The 15,593-nt window shown below is 50.3% G+C and carries 11 protein-coding genes; 6 read left to right on the forward strand and 5 right to left on the reverse strand.

All coding sequences use genetic code 11. The features are described 5' to 3' along the window. Positions 1-224 precede the first annotated feature (224 nt). The 4 genes from EG028_RS16880 (at position 225) to EG028_RS16895 (ending at position 7,566) form a co-directional block, all read left to right on the forward strand. Entirely contained in the window at positions 225-2,708 is a 2,484-nt protein-coding gene (locus tag EG028_RS16880) for a glutaminase family protein (protein WP_241559166.1), read from the forward strand. Between the two features lie 45 nt (positions 2,709-2,753). Beyond that, positions 2,754-5,024, forward strand: a complete 2,271-nt coding sequence (locus EG028_RS16885; protein WP_120517868.1) for a GH92 family glycosyl hydrolase — start codon at positions 2,754-2,756, stop codon at positions 5,022-5,024. Between the two features lie 70 nt (positions 5,025-5,094). After that, entirely contained in the window at positions 5,095-5,670 is a 576-nt protein-coding gene (locus EG028_RS16890) for a hypothetical protein (RefSeq protein WP_120517867.1), read from the forward strand. A gap of 462 nt (positions 5,671-6,132) precedes the next feature. Then, positions 6,133-7,566, forward strand: coding sequence for a PQQ-dependent sugar dehydrogenase (locus EG028_RS16895; RefSeq protein ID WP_120517866.1), 1,434 nt, complete (start codon positions 6,133-6,135; stop codon positions 7,564-7,566). Positions 7,567-7,623: 57 nt separating this feature from the next. Here the strand turns inward: EG028_RS16895 and EG028_RS16900 are convergent, their stop codons facing one another. Together EG028_RS16900 and EG028_RS16905 are read right to left on the reverse strand one after the other, a co-directional pair. Then, entirely contained in the window at positions 7,624-8,892 is a 1,269-nt protein-coding gene (locus EG028_RS16900) for a TCR/Tet family MFS transporter (protein ID WP_120517865.1), read from the reverse strand. Positions 8,893-8,965: 73 nt separating this feature from the next. Then, complete coding sequence (locus EG028_RS16905) at positions 8,966-10,606, reverse strand: acyl-CoA dehydrogenase family protein (RefSeq protein ID WP_120517864.1); 1,641 nt, start codon at positions 10,604-10,606, stop codon at positions 8,966-8,968. Positions 10,607-11,060: 454 nt separating this feature from the next. Between EG028_RS16905 and EG028_RS16910 the strand changes: the two genes are divergently transcribed. Then, positions 11,061-11,552, forward strand: a complete 492-nt coding sequence (locus EG028_RS16910) for a hypothetical protein (RefSeq protein WP_120517863.1) — start codon at positions 11,061-11,063, stop codon at positions 11,550-11,552. Continuing rightward, the gene (locus EG028_RS16915; protein WP_120517862.1) at positions 11,549-12,427 is read left to right on the forward strand and encodes a hypothetical protein; all 879 of its coding nucleotides are present in this window, start codon (positions 11,549-11,551) and stop codon (positions 12,425-12,427) included. Before EG028_RS16910 ends, EG028_RS16915 begins: the two co-directional genes overlap by 4 nt. Here the strand turns inward: EG028_RS16915 and EG028_RS16920 are convergent. The 3 genes from EG028_RS16920 to EG028_RS16930 all read right to left on the reverse strand — a co-directional run bounded on the left by EG028_RS16920 (position 12,420) and on the right by EG028_RS16930 (position 15,567). Further along, on the reverse strand, positions 12,420-13,493 hold the full coding sequence (locus EG028_RS16920) for a hypothetical protein (protein WP_120517861.1): 1,074 nt from the start codon (positions 13,491-13,493) through the stop codon (positions 12,420-12,422). The genes EG028_RS16915 and EG028_RS16920 overlap by 8 nt on opposite strands. 99 nt (positions 13,494-13,592) lie before the next feature. Continuing rightward, positions 13,593-15,137, reverse strand: coding sequence for a hypothetical protein (locus tag EG028_RS16925; protein ID WP_120517860.1), 1,545 nt, complete (start codon positions 15,135-15,137; stop codon positions 13,593-13,595). A 34-nt stretch (positions 15,138-15,171) separates the two neighbouring features. Next, a complete protein-coding gene (locus EG028_RS16930; RefSeq protein WP_123864696.1) occupies positions 15,172-15,567 on the reverse strand; it encodes a hypothetical protein in 396 nt (131 codons plus the stop codon). Positions 15,568-15,593: the final 26 nt, after the last annotated feature.

The raw sequence follows: 15,593 nt of genomic DNA on the forward strand, positions 1-15,593 counted from the left end.
GCAAATGTGGGAATAAGTAATGGAATTGTTTTTTTACATTGCTCTTCCATTGGGCCTGGAACTAAAAACAGGGGGCATAAAATGAATCAATTTGACCAGATATTGAAACATTTTGACTAACCAGCCTAAGCATTTTTTTTGAATTTTAGCCCCCGTCTTGCAAAAGACAGTATTAAACGGAATTTGCCAGTATTGTAATCATTAAAACTGAACAAAAATTTATTATGACAGTGTCGGCTCAGCATTTCAGAATGGCTGTAATCCTGATAGGTAGTTTCCTTCAGTCTATCATCTGCCTTGCGCAGGAACAAAAAGCTCCCAGTTATCCGCTTATAACACATACTCCCTATTTCAGCATCTGGAGCAGCACGGACCGGCTGAACGGATCGGTCACAAAACATTGGACAGGTGCGGATCATTCCCTGATTGGAATTATCAAAGTAGATGATGCGTATTACCGTTTCCTGGGAAAGGAAACCAATGAATATCTGACCGTGTTGCCAACGGCAGACGAAACCGCCTATCAGGCCGCTTATACACTTAGCAACCCCGGCACCGGCTGGTACGAGCCCGGATTTAACGATACGGATTGGAAAACCGGCGGGGCGCCGTTTTCAGATGACAAACAAAAAGCTAAAACCTACTGGAATACCGGCGACATCTGGGTAAGGAGAATCTTTACCTTAAATAATGATGTGAGCTTTGACGACCTGTTCCTGAAAATTAATCACGACGATAATATTGACATCTATCTGAATGGCAAACTCATTTATCATAAAGAAGGCTGGGTAAATAACTACACTTTCCTGGACCTGCGGGAGCAGCTCAAAGCCAACCTGAAAGCCGGGCGGAACGTACTGGCTTTTCATGTACGCAATACTGCCGGCGGTCGCTTCCTGGATGCGGGTATCGTAAGAAAAATGGAACCCACCGCCAGTAAAATAATAAAGGAAGCGGAACAACGGGATGCGGAGGTTAAAGCCATGGAAACAAAATATCACTTCAGCTGCGGAAAGGTAGACCTTGAACTGACATTTACTTCTCCTTTGCTGATCAAAGACCTGGCGTTATTATCCACTCCCATCTCCTATATCAGCTACAAGGTTAAATCCAATGATGGCGACAAACACCAGGTGTCCGTTCTTTTAAGCGCCAGCTCCGACATCGCTGCCAATCTGCCTTCGCAACAGATAACCGCCAAAGCGACGGCTACAGCCGGCGTAAAGTTATTGCAGGCAGGAACTGTTGAGCAGCCCGTGTTAATGAAAAAGGGTGACGATCTGCGCATAGACTGGGGATATTTTTATGTAGGGGCCTCAAAGGACTATTCCCGTCAGTATATTTCCGCTGATGAGAAAAACGGCATCCAACAGTTTTTACAGGGCCGGTACGAAAGCCCGGCCGAAAGAACCGGGAAACGATTAAGTCTCAATACAGTGGTTTCCTTTGGACAGGTGGGCAACGAACCGGCAGAAAAGTTTATGCTGCTGGGATATGATGAAGTATACGCTGTTCAATATTTTGGCAAAAACCTGCGCCCCTGGTGGAATAAAAATGGCAACCGCAGTTTTAATACGTTAATGAACACAGCGGCGGCCAACCATGACGCCGTAATGAAAAAAGTAAGACAATTCCAGGATACCATCCATGTAGACGCGCTTCACGCGGGCGGTGCGGCTTATGCCAGGTTATGCGGACTGGCCTATCGTCAAAGTATTGCCGCTCATGCATTAGTGGAAAGTCCGCAGAAAGAGTTGCTGTTTTTATCCAAGGAGAACTTCAGCAACGGTTGCATTGCCACCGTGGACCTCACCTACCCTTCCGCCCCTTTATTCCTTGCCTATAACCCTGAATTGGAAAAGGGTATGATGAACGGCATTTTCTATTACAGTGAAAGCGGTAAATGGACCAAACCCTTTGCCGCACACGATCTGGGCACTTATCCGCTTGCAAACGGGCAGGTGTATGGCGAAGATATGCCGGTGGAAGAAGCAGGTAATATGGTGATTCTCGCAGCCGCTATCGCCAAAGTGGAAGGCGGGGCAGGTTATGCAAAAAAACACTGGCCTACGCTTACCACATGGGCCAAATACCTGGACAAGGAAGGATTTGACCCGGCCAACCAGCTTTGCACCGATGATTTCGCCGGTCACCTGGCAAGGAACGTCAACCTTTCAGCCAAAGCGATTATGGCATTGCGGAGTTATGCTTTTCTCGCGGGTATGCTGGGCCACCAGGCAGATGCACAATATTACCTGGGCCGCAGCCAGTCTATGATGCGGGACTGGATAAAACTGGCTGATGCCGGGGATCATTACAGCCTCACTTTTGAAAATAAAAATACCTGGAGCCAGAAATATAACCTGGTGTGGGACAAAGTGCTGGATTTTAACCTTTTTCCGGAAAGTGTGTTTAAAAAAGAAATCAGTTATTACCTGTCAAAACAACAACCGTACGGGCTTCCCCTGGATTCACGGAAAACCTACACCAAGTCCGACTGGATCATCTGGACGGCTGTAATGGCCAGCGATAATGCCGGGTTTGAAAAATTCATTTTACCGCTGGAGAAATATGTTTTGGAAACGCGCAGCAGGGTACCTTTGAGCGACTGGCACGAAACCACTAATGGAGAACAGACGGGTTTCCAGGCAAGAAGTGTGGTGGGTGGATATTTTATGAAGGTATTAAATGATAAACTGAACAAATGAAATGGATGGTGAAGGGTTGGCGGCATTAATTACATATCAATTGTCATGCAAAAAATACTGACTGTATTAATTATCATTCAGCTTGCGGTCTCCGGAAATGCCCTGTGCCAGCAAACTGCACTGGCGGATTACGTGAACACCCTCCAGGGCACAAATTCCAGGCATGAGTTGACCAGGGGCAATACCTATCCCACCACTGCCCTTCCTTTCGGAATGCATACCTGGACGCCGCAGACCGGCAAAAACGGAGACGGGTGGAAATACCAGTATCACAAAAAAACCATCCGGGGCTTTCAACAGGCGCATCAGTGCAGCTCCTGGTCAAATGACTACGCCGTTTTTTCGCTGATGCCGGTGATGGACAGCCTCGTGGTAAACGAGGAACAAAGGGCCACCGGTTTTGAACATGCCAATGAAGAAGCAAGGCCCTATTATTACAGCGTAATACTCAATAATAAGATCCGCACGGAAATGTCGCCCACGGAACGGGGCGCGCACCTGCGATTTACTTTTCCCAAAGGCCATAAAGGAAATATTGTCCTGGACGGTTATACCGGCCTGAGCGGCGTCAGGATATACCCGGAAGAAAAAATGGTTACCGGGTTTGTCAACAACGGCAGGGGATTCAAAAAAGGATGGAAAAGTTTTTTTGTCATCGTATTTGACACACCCTTTACCGGTTACGGCACCTGGGAAAACACAACAGGCGCCGTGCATCCGGGAAACCGGCAGGGTGAAGGAAAAGGGACAGGCGTTTACCTCCGGTTCAAAGAAGGCGCTACAGTACAGGTTAAAACAGCCTCTTCTTATATCAGCGAAGAACAGGCGAAACTTAACTTATCCAGGGAATTAAGTCATCACAAAAACCTGGAGCAAACAAAAGTTGCCGCAAAAAAGACCTGGAACCAACATTTATCGCAGATCCTGGTGGAAGGCGGCACAGAAGCGGACAAAGCAACCTTTTACTCCTGTTTTTTCAGGGCCAGTTTGTTCTCCAGGAAATTCTACGAACTGGATAAAGCAGGAAAACCTTTTTACTTCAGCCCATACGACGGCCAGGTGCATGACGGTTATATGTTTACCGATACCGGTTTCTGGGATACCTTCAGGGCACAGTTCCCGCTGAATGCTTTATTATATCCGCAAATGCACGGGCGGTACATGCAGGCCCTGCTGGATGCCAATAAACAATGCGGATGGCTGCCTTCCTGGTCCTTTCCCAACGAACAGGGCAGCATGATCGGCAATCATGCGATATCGCTTCTGGCGGATGCCTGGGCAAAGGGGATACGCACCTTCGATCCTTCCGCCGCCCTTGAAGCCTATTATCATGAAGCCAACAACAAAGGTCCCTGGGGGCCGGCAAACGGAAGAGACGGTTTTAAAGAATATAATCAGCTGGGATATGTGCCTTATCCCAAATACAGGGAAGCAACCGCCAAAACACTGGAATATGCGTATGACGATTTCTGCGCCTATGCGCTGGCTACAGCTACCAAACAGGAACAATACCGGGAGGAATTTGAGAACAAAATGTTCAACTACCGGCATGTTTTTGACAGCACGACCGGTTTTATGCGCGGCAGGGATGCGGAAGGAAAATGGCTGAAAGACTTCGATCCTGTAGAATGGGGCGGCCCCTATACCGAGGGCAATGCCTGGCATTGGTTATGGTCCGTGTTCCACGACATCCAAGGCCTGAAGAAAATGCTCGGCGGGGATGAAGCTTTCTGCGCTAAACTGGATGCGGTATTTACGGAACCGAATACTGTAAAGGTGGGCACCTACGGCGGCATGATACATGAAATGACCGAAATGGTCATGGCCAATATGGGACAATACGCACATGGCAACCAGCCTATCCAGCATATGATCTATCTCTATAACTACGGAGGCCAGCCCTGGAAAACACAGTTTCATATACGGGAGGTGATGAGCCGGCTGTACAATGCATCCGAGGATGGATACCCCGGCGATGAAGACCAGGGGCAAACGTCCTCCTGGTACGTATTAAGCGCCCTCGGATTCTATAGTGTATGCCCCGGAACAAACCAATATGTACTGGGAAGCCCTGTATTCAAGAAAACAACGATCAGGCTGGAGAACGGGAAGAAATTTATTATTGAGGCAAAGGGCAATTCAGCAGAGAATGTATACACACACCAGGCAAAGCTGAACGGCAAACCCTATTCCAAAACATTTATTACCTACCAGGATATTGCCGCGGGAGGCACGCTTTCTTTTGAAATGAGCAATTCGGCGGACAAACAAAAAAAGCTGAAACCGGAAGATCTTCCTTATTCTGTATCAAAATGATAACCTTAACCTAAAATACGCCCCTACTTCCCCCAATATTCCTTTTCTTTGCAGCATAGCATTAAAAACCATGGAACATATTCAGGACCTCATACAGGCGGGAAAAATCGAAGAAGCCATACAGGAAACGGAAACGAAACTCAGCCAGCTGCCGCAAACCGATTTTCATAAGATCATCGGGAAAGACCTGTTGCATCTGCAGCCGTCCCTGGCCACCTTCCTCAACCATTTCTACGAGGACATGACAGAAAATGAAGAGTTGGATATCAAAGCCATCTATATTGAAATGAACAGTTTCACTACCCAGTATCAACGCTGGTTTTTCCAACTGCTGGCTTACGATTCACTGCATAGCAGGGATAACCTCGACTGGCTGACGGACTTCAGCGGAGAATCCGAAAAAACGATGACCGTCACGGGGTATGAAGCCCTGCAGGAAGCCAATCAAAAATACATGGAATCCGAAGGCTACCGCGATGACAATCTCAGGACAGCCTGTGAACTGCAGGAATACCTGGTGATACTACGTGCGCAGGAACTGGTGAAACATACGCTGGCCGCCAACAAAGGCAAAGCTCCCTGGGCCTCCGTTACCCTGTTTACCTCCGCTCATGACTACGAGGACCTGATGTATATCGCGAAATAAATACCATCATATAAATTAACTCCGGATAAGGCGCACCTCATCTGCTCCTGTAACGCTTATTTCGCCAATCCCAACGGCGAAAAGATCAGGAATATCGCCACCACCGCCAGCACCAGCAACAATGCATACACATGCCGGTGTTTCCATGGTTTCACTTCCACCCTGTTTGTCATGACCGGCCTATAGGGTATGCCAGGGGTTTTATTGGTCCCAGCCGTTAGTTAAAGAAAGGCGAACAGTTGTTTAATGGCCGCCTGATTGTTAATCAAAAAATCTCTTCCCCCACACAACCTTTCCATCCGCCGCTCCGTATTACCAGTTATCCTGAAATTTTACGTACGGCTGTTATCGCACGCATTACCTCCTGGTAAAAAATCCACTGCGTGTTTCCATTCCCTCTCTGCCTATCACGATTTTTTGAATCCGTTTAATGATTATTAACAATCTAAAATTGTGATTGCTATGAAAATCAATTCCACTCCGGCTCAATGCCTTACCCTGCGCGGCTTCACACGTGCATTGTTCATCTCATTCCTCAGCCTGCTGCTGTTCCAGGGATGTAAAAAATTTGATGACAAACCCCGCAAAGCGGTAACCCTCGAACTGATTGCAGACAACCTCGTGTCACCCCTTGGCGCCACCGAATCGCCGGACAACACCAAACGGCTGTTTATCCTGGACCAGGTGGGCAAGGTCTGGATCGTGGACAAAAACGGCAATAAACTGCCCACGCCTTTTATAGATGTCAGCGCAAACATGGTGACGCTGAATGCCGGTTATGACGAACGCGGGCTGCTGGGATTTACGTTCCACCCCAATTACAAACAGAACGGGAAATTTTACATCTATTACAACCGCCGTCCCCGCGCGGGCGGCCCTGTACCGGGCGCCAACTGGAACAACCTCAGCCGTATTTCGGAGTTTAAGGTATCCGCCAATCCGGACATGGCGGACCTGAGCTCTGAAAAGATCCTGCTGGACCTGGACGATCCGCAATCCAATCACAACGGCGGCGCGATCGCTTTCGGGCCGGACGGTTATCTCTACATTGCCATCGGTGACGGCGGCGGTGCGAATGATGTGGCGAGCGGGCATGTGACGGACTGGTACCTCCCCAATGCGGGTGGCAACGGCCAGGATATCGATTCCAACCTTTTTGGAAATATCCTCCGGATAGACGTGAACAGCGGCAGCCCTTACAGCATTCCCGCCGGCAATCCTTTTGTAGGCAAACCCGGTATGGATGAGATCTATGCCTACGGTTTCCGCAACCCTTACCGCTTCTCTTTTGACATGGGCGGCAATCATTGGTTATACGCGGGCGACGCGGGCCAGGTGCTTTATGAAGAGATCAACGTGGTGAGAAGAGGCGGCAATTACGGCTGGAACGTCAAAGAAGGCACTCATTGTTTCAACGCGGCGAACAACAGCGTGGAACTCCCGGGATGCCCTAACGTGGATGTATTCGGCATGAACTTCATCGATCCGGTGATCGAATTAAACAACAGCGCCAATCCCTCGGGCGGCAAAGCCACAACCATCATCGGCGGCAACGTGTACCGCGGGAAAGACATTCCTGAGCTCAGGGGGATGTACCTCTTTGGCAGTTTTTCACAACCCGGCGGCGTGCCAAATGGTGAACTGTTTGTAACCAACCCCGGCAATGGCGGCGGGTTATGGTCTTACCGGGAACTGATCCTCAAAGACCGGCCAAATGACCTGGGTTATTACCTGAAAGGTTTCGGGCAGGATATGGACGGCGAAGTATACCTCACGGTGTCCGGTGTAGCGGGGCCATCGGGTGCTACGGGCAAGGTGTTTAAGCTGGTGCAGGAGAAAAAACACGGGCATGGCGATGATGACGATGACAACAGCGGGCATGGCGGGAAAAGATAATCCATAACGCCGTAACATAAAAAGCCGCAACTGATGCGGCTTTTTATGTTATCTTTTTTATTCGGCCGGCACGGACGGCGTATTGTCCTCAATGGGCAATACCACATGTTGTTTTCTTTCCCGGCTCAGCACTTTGTAGGTGAACACAATGCTGAGCAATATGCAGGCTGCCCCGAGCAGGAAGTGAATGCCGGGGAATTGGAACGGCGCTTTGTCCGTCGTGAAATAAGTAAAGGAACCGTTCATAATGATCGGGCCGAAGATGGCAGTGAGGCTCATCAGGCTGGTGAGGGCGCCCTGCAGCTCTCCCTGTTGGTTAGCCGGCACATGGCCCGAGATCACGGATTGCAGGGATGGCCCACAAATACCGCCCAGGCAATAAGGGATCAGGAAAAGGAACATCATCCATCCCTGGGTGGCAAAGGCAAAAAGCACCAGCCCCAGGATATAAAAAGACAGGCCGACGTAAATACTCTTTTCATTGCCCAGTTTAGGCACCACCACCCGGGTAAGCCCGGCCTGCACTCCGCCTACCAGCACGCCTACCACCGCCAGTGAAATACCCACCATCTTTTCGCTCCAGCCAAAACGGTAAATGGTGAAAAAGTTCCAGTTGCCCTGTACGGCCTGCGCACCAAGATAGATCAGGAAAAAACTCGCCGCCAGCCCTCTTATCTCCGGGTGTTTGAACAGGAAAAGCAGCGAACCCAAAGGGTTGGCGCGCTCCCAGCTGAAGGCCCGGCGGTTTTCTTTCGAAAGCGATTCAGGCAGGATAAAATACCCGTACAGGCAGTTCACCAGGCAAAGCACCGCGGCAGCGTAAAACGGCGCCCTGATACCCCAGTTTGCCAGCAATGCGCCCAAAGCAGGCCCGAGCACAAATCCCAGCCCAAAAGCCGCGCCGATCAACCCGAAGTTTTTTGCCTTGCTGGTTTCATCCGTGCTCACGTCCGCGATGTAAGCGGAAGCAGTCGTAAAGCTCGCGCCGGTGATGCCCGCGATCACGCGGCCTACAAACAGCCAGCCATAAGTGGGCGCCAGCGCCAGGATGATATAGTCTATGCCGAAGCCCAGCAACGAAAGCAGCAGCACGGGCCGGCGGCCGTAGCGGTCGCTGAGATTGCCCACCACAGGGGCAAATACGAACTGCATGATGGCGAAAACGGATAAAAGATAGGCGCCGTCGATGCTCGCCTCATTTACAGGGATGCCCTTCAGTTGTGCGATCAGGTCCGCCATTACGGGAATGATCAGCCCCCAGCCCATCACGTCGATCAGTAGTGTTACGAATATAAAGCCGATTGCCGCGCTTTTGGAAGTCTTCATCAGTTAGGTTTTTAGGTCTGTAAAAATGCTGCTTTTTTTACAGGTATTAAAATGCGCGGGCATAATTTAACCCTCATGCGCTGTACGTCCGCGCAATCACCTCATCCAGCGAATTACTGCCTGACAGCGTGCCCCAGGTAAAGTTCCTTTTCACGGACAGCCTCGATTCGCAGAATAATTGCGCAACCGAAGACGGCGCGATCGCGATCAGTTCAATGGCCTGTATGGCCAGCGCCATTTTTTCCACGATGATGCGCGCTTTCAGCTCCTGTTCCGCGGTATCGGCGATGAGTTGCTGCAAACTATCCAGGTGACGGCTGAGATCACCATCCAGGCCTTTTGCTTTGTTAAAATAATTCAGCAGCGCTTCCATGCTTGCGGGCTCTTTGTGCATGGCGCGTAATACATCCAGCGCCTGCACATTGCCGGAGCCTTCCCAGATGGCGTTCACCGGCACGTCGCGGTAGAGCCGGGGCATGACGGATTCTTCCACATAACCGTTCCCGCCGATACATTCCAAAGCCTCCCCTACAGCCAGCACGGCCCTTTTGGTGTTCCAGAACTTCCCGATGGCCGTGGCGATCCTGGTAAAATGCAGCGCCTCTTCGTCCAGCAAAGCATCGTCAAAACCTTTTGCCAGCCGCATGGCAAGCGTGGTGGCTGCTTCTGATTCCAGGCTGAGGTCCGCCAGTACGTTTTTCATCAGCGGCTGATGGATCAGTTTTTTGCCAAAGGCGCTTCTATGGTTACAATGATGAATAGCTTCCGCAACCGCGCGTTGCAGGGTGGCGGCGGATCCTATCGCGCAATCCAGCCGGGTGTGCCGCACCATTTCCATGATATTGGCGATGCCCCGGCCTTCTTCTCCTATTATTTTGCCCCATGCTTCGTGAAACTCCACTTCACCGGATGCGTTGGAACGGTTGCCCAGTTTATCTTTCAGCCGCTGGAACCGGAGTTGGTTCTTTTCCCCGTCCGGCGTGAAGCGGGGCAGGAGAAAACAGCTTAACCCTTTCTCCGCCTGCGCCAGTACCAGGAAAGCATCGCTCATAGGCGCGCTGCAAAACCATTTGCGGCCGGTGATCTGATAGATCCCGTTCCCCTTCGGCCTGGCGAAAGTGAGATTGCTGCGTACATCGCTGCCGCCCTGCGGCTCCGTCATGGCCATGCCGAAGGTGGCGCCCTTTTTTTCAAAATAGGGAACATGCCTCCTGTCGTATTCATTGGAAAGCACCAGCGGCAGCCATTCCCGGGCAATATCCGGCTCAATCTCCAGCGAAGGCACCACGGCGAAGGTCATGGTGAGCGGGCAGCTGCTGCCTTCGTCTATTTGCTGTTTGAGGTAGGACAATACGCTGTGCGCAAGATAACCGCCGTCCTGCCGGGCGGTCCAGGCGATGGAATGCACCTGATGACGGAGGGAAACGTCCATCATGCGGTGATAGGCCGGGTGAAATTCCACTACATCCAGGCGGTTGCCAAAGCGGTCGTGGGTTTTGAGCAGGGGCGGGTTTTTATTGGCCAGGCTGCCGGCTTCCTGCATTTCATGGCTTCCCATGAGCGCGCCGAAGGTTTTGGCCTGTTCTTTGAACCCATTGCCGCCATAGGCGGCTAAAGCATTCTGCAAGGCGGTGTGGGTGGTAAATGCATTGTAATTATCAAGTACGGGTACCTGGTTCACCGTATGCTGGAAATCAAAACCTTGAGGAGACATAATCTTGGGTTTTGGCTGCTTAAATGTAAACCAATTACGGCAAAGCGCCGGACCTGCTTCCCGGCTGCCTTTCTCCCGCCTCTCCCATACATCTGCCATGCTCCGGGAACGCTTTTACCCTGCTTTATGAACGCTTTTACCTTGCTTTGAGAACGCTTTTACCCTGCTTTATCATTACTGTACCATAACTGTATCACTACTGTTAGATTACTGTATGGGTACAGTTAGCCTGCTGTTCCATTACTGTACGTTTGTCATTTCACCCCCCCTCTCCCCTCTCAAAAATGCACTAAAACATACTTAAACGACCCAAAACGGTCGATATGTACCTAAATGTACCAAAACGACCAAAAACGGCTAAAAGTGACCAAAACGGACACTTCGTTTGGCAGGTTTTCCGGGGTCGGGTAATTTGCCAGGGACAACAATATTTTTTACACTAAAAACAATTTTTATGGCAAAACAGGAAGGCCTGATCAAAATCAGAGGCACCATTGAAAACATTACTTTTTACGAAATGAACGGCGAACATTACGCCCGCAAAAAAAGCACGTTGAGCGGGAAACGAGTGAAAACCGCCCCGGAGTTTGCATTGACACGCGTGTATTCTCAGATCATGGCGCTTGCTTCTAAAACAGCGAAGACAATTTACCGTTCTCTCCCGGAAGAAGAACGCGATGTGGCATTGTACCGCAAAATGGTGGGTGCGGGGCAGCGGCTGCTGAAGAACGGTTGTGCGGAGGAGCGGCTGGAGGAGGAACTGAGGAAGATCTTTGTACCGGTGGCGGAAGTAACAACCAACCCCCAAAGACCGGCGATCATGGTGAATGTACAGGGCAGGCTGGAAGGAACACAAACGAAGATGATACAGCTTACGGACGATCCTATCTTCCGGGTGATTCCGTATATTTATCACCTGAATTTCACACAACCCATCCCTACATGAAACTGACAGATATATCCCCTGCTGAATTTTTCGGGCAACTGGAAAAACATGCAGCTGAAATTGAAGAGCTGCCCGCTTTTGACAATGCGAACGAAAAGATTGTAGCCAAACTTGTTGACAAAAAAATTTCGAAAGTAGAGAAATATATTGCCAGTCATATTGTTCCCCATCCGTATAAACTTTTAGGGCTCCTGGAAAATGTACCCGTCCATAAAATGCCGGATAAATATTACAGCAAATACGGCCTTGTAAAAACCGACGGTGCCACTGAAGAAAGATACAGGCTCAGCAGGTTTAACCAAAGCCTTAAAACGACCATCAGCTACATCTCCATAACAGATTCGCTGATGGACCCGGATAAGGCGATTGAAGTGAATAGTGTTATCGAAAAAACCGATTTCGTGCTGAATAAACTGTACAAATTATTTGGGGACAGCAGTTATTCTATCTCCGTCATCCTGTTTTTAAATGACATTCCATTCAGGGATGGCGAAACGGCAGAGATGGCGCAAGTGCTTTTCAAAAAAGGATATGTGCTCTCCGATGGAGAGGATTATGCAAAAATATCCGTAAAAGGCGCGGCCTACATAGAGCGGAAAAACAAACCGAAAAAAGAAACCAAAAAAGAAAGCCCGCTGGACAAAAAACTCGACACCATCCTCGAACAGCTGACCAAGCTGGGATATGGCCAGGAAGTTATTTTCAATGAGATTGAAGAACTCAGGGAGTTGCAACACAAACTTTCTAAAAAATCCTGGTCACAACTGTTGAAAGGCAAGCTGTTTGATCTGGCTATGAAAGAACTGATCAATACGGACACCGCCTCATCCGTATATGATTACCTCACAGGCGATAGTCTTAAACTGCTCAAATGACCTTATAAAGCCCCGCCAGCATACGAAACGCCTCTTTCCGCTCCCACCGTACCCCGGCCGTTGCGGGATAAATTGTTTTCACAATACCATACCCCGCCATGTCCAGGTCGTATTTCGGATCGGCTGAATGTGGCAGGTATGCATTGCTGAAGACATAGGGAAAAACACCCGTCACCTGTTCTTCCCGGTACAGCCTGATGAGTTTTTCCAGGTAAGCGGCCTGCACTTTTTCATCTCTTTCATATCCGTCCCTGATTTCTGCTCCGGAGGGCTTCCAATCTATGATACCATGACCGCCTGCGCCGGCCTTATCGGCGCCTTTGAAAGAGCAGCAGCCAAACTCGGTGATCAGCAGCGGTTTGTCTTGTTTGACCATTTTACGGAGCTGCCCGGCGTATTCTTTACTATTGTTTTCGTCCAGGTAATAGTTCACGCTCCTGTAATCCATATCCTTCCAGTCGATCTGTTCCCAGCTTCCGGAAGCATAGGTTATTTTTCCTTTGAATAACTTCCGGGCGGGAGCGCAGACGCTTTCCAGGAACTTGTTGAGGGTGGCATTATAAGCGGGAAAATCCTGGTGACGGGTACTCAGGCTGGCGATCCTTTCTTCAACGGTATTGCCGGGGATAATACCCTGCATAAAGATGCTCAGTTCACAACCGATGTTCAGGATAATACGGGGATCTTTCCGTCTTAGTGTTTCCAGTTTTTCCGCAAGCTGAAGGATATGCGCTTTTACTTCAGGCATAGCTGCATGGAACAGCCGGGATTGTACCAGGGCCGTAAGGCCTGTTTCAGACGCATAGGCGGCCGTTTCGCAGAGGTGGCCTACATCCCTTCCAAATATATTGATGGCATTGCAGCCCAGCTCATTTTTGATGATACGGAGATCGTACTGCATATCTGGCGCAGCCCAGGTGAGAGAGGGCATTCCGGGAGCAAATTCAGTCCCGGTATCGTAGTTGATACCTTTGAAGAGGATACTTTTGGACCGTACGTTTGCAGCAGCAGCGGCAGCGGACAAGCCCATCATTCCGAGGAAAGTTCTTCTGCTTAAGCGGATCATACTTAAAATTACCGCAAGTTTCCCGGATGTAAAGGAACATGGCACAGACCGCCCGGCTGAAAGCCTGTGTGCCTGTGCCATTATGCAAATTCGTTGTATTTAATACCCGATATTCTTCACCGCTCCTTTCCCCAGCCGCTCCGCCAGCTGCGCGAGATACAGGCTGGAAGGCGCCACCGGCTGCCCGTGCGAATCAAAAATACCTTCGGGCAGGTAAGGGATGGAATCAAAGGGGATAGCTTTTTTAGTTCTTTCGCCCAGGCTGCCTATTACCCAGTTGGCCGCGCCGGGCGGCTGCTGGTTCAGGTAGGTTTTGGCTTTGCAGTTCCAGGCTACGGCCCAGCCGATGGACCAGCCATGGCCGGAGCCCATAATGCCGCGGTTCATAAAATCGATGCCGCCGTTGGGCACATTGCATCCATCCACCAGTACGGCGGTGGCCCAGCGCTGGTGCGGCTGTATCCAGCCGTTGCCGGTGAATGTGCAGTTCAGCAGCACGATGGGACCGGATACTTTTGCGCCGGTGGCAAAATAAAATACGTTGTCTCCCTGGATATTACACTGATTGAAGAGTATCTGCGAGCCGCTGCCGTTGAGGTCGGCAGGTTTGGCGGCGCCTTTAGAGGGCGTCTCATGCCGGATGTTCACCTTTTCCAGGGTTACACGCCGCGCGTCTGATACACTGATGCTGTTCATGGTATTGAACACGTCTATATTTCTCGCCCATGCATCCGCCGCGCCCCGGATCGTGAAGGCTTTATGATGCCCTTCGTTGATGGTGCCGGACTGTGCGGGGGAGGTAATGCGGAAGTTCTCAATGCCTACCTGCGTGATCTCCCCGCTGGAAGTGATCTTTGATACGGTCACACCGTTTTTGCCCAAATAAGTTTCGTCGTAGTTGTCTGTGAGCGGCAATGTAAGGGTGATGTTGTTCCCCTCAGTCTTTTTGATCACACGGTCCGTGGTGATATCTCCCGTCATCCAGGTCTGTTTTTTGCCGCTGCGCACAAGGCTGTCCATGCCCATAAAATGTACCCAGGCGGGCGTAACAGGGCGGCTGATGCGGATCGTGTCGCCCGCTGCAAAACCGGAGGTGTCAGAGAGCTGAAAGGAAACGGCGTTCACAGGCACATAAGCATCCGTCATGGTAGCGGTAATACCTGTTTGTTTTGTGTTCACGGAACCTCTTACCGAGATACAAACATGCGGGCTGCCGGTGAGGTTCAGCACGGTGCCCTGCTCGCCCGAGCCGCTGCCGCGGATCACGATACCGCTGGCGGTGATGTTGATGGTCTTTTCGCAATTATACACACCGGGCTTCAGTAGCAGTACGCCCCTGAAACCATCCACCGGCTTCAGCTGCGCCAGTTCATCCACAGCGCGTTGTATGGCGGCGGTGTTGTCGCCCTCCGCCGCGCTCAGCGTAATTTTTACCGCCGGGGAAGGAATGCTCACGCCGCCGCCCATATACCCGGCATAGGAAAAGTCAGGGATGCGGTCTCCTTTCTCCAGTGTTTTATAAGTAAGTTTTTGCCGCGCCCCGGGATATGCCCATTCGCTTTTTGCCTGCGCCTGTGTTTGCTGCGGAAGTATGGCGTACATGCCTAAAAATGTAATGGCCCATACAGGTAGATATCTTTTCATAACGAACTGAATTGTGGCGCGGCAGCAAAAACAATTATTCCGGGCTGTTTGCAACAGGCTGCGGAACCGGCTGTGCGGCTGCTTTGCCGGCGGTTGCGGCGGAAGCATGATTATTACCTTCCTGCTTCACCATCCATTTTGTGTATTTGTATTTCGGTAACAACTCGTTCAGTTTTCTCTTCAGCCACTTGCTCACCAGCTCAAACACGATAAACCCGATCACAATGGATATCACCCATTCCATCGTTGTATACGTATGTTTGTCCAGCACCGTTTTTTTCGCAAAAAGCCCCCATCCGTTCCGGATGCTGCGGGTGGTGAAAAAATGCGACACCAGCCTCGTGGATGCCATCCCTATCACAAACCCCAGGAAATTACCGACGTAATTATTATAAATGTATTCAACGAACTTTCTTACGATCGCGTTCATATAAATGAATTTTAACATGCCAATAT

The organism is Chitinophaga barathri, from assembly GCF_003807585.1.
In the GTDB taxonomy this organism is placed as follows: domain Bacteria; phylum Bacteroidota; class Bacteroidia; order Chitinophagales; family Chitinophagaceae; genus Chitinophaga; species Chitinophaga barathri.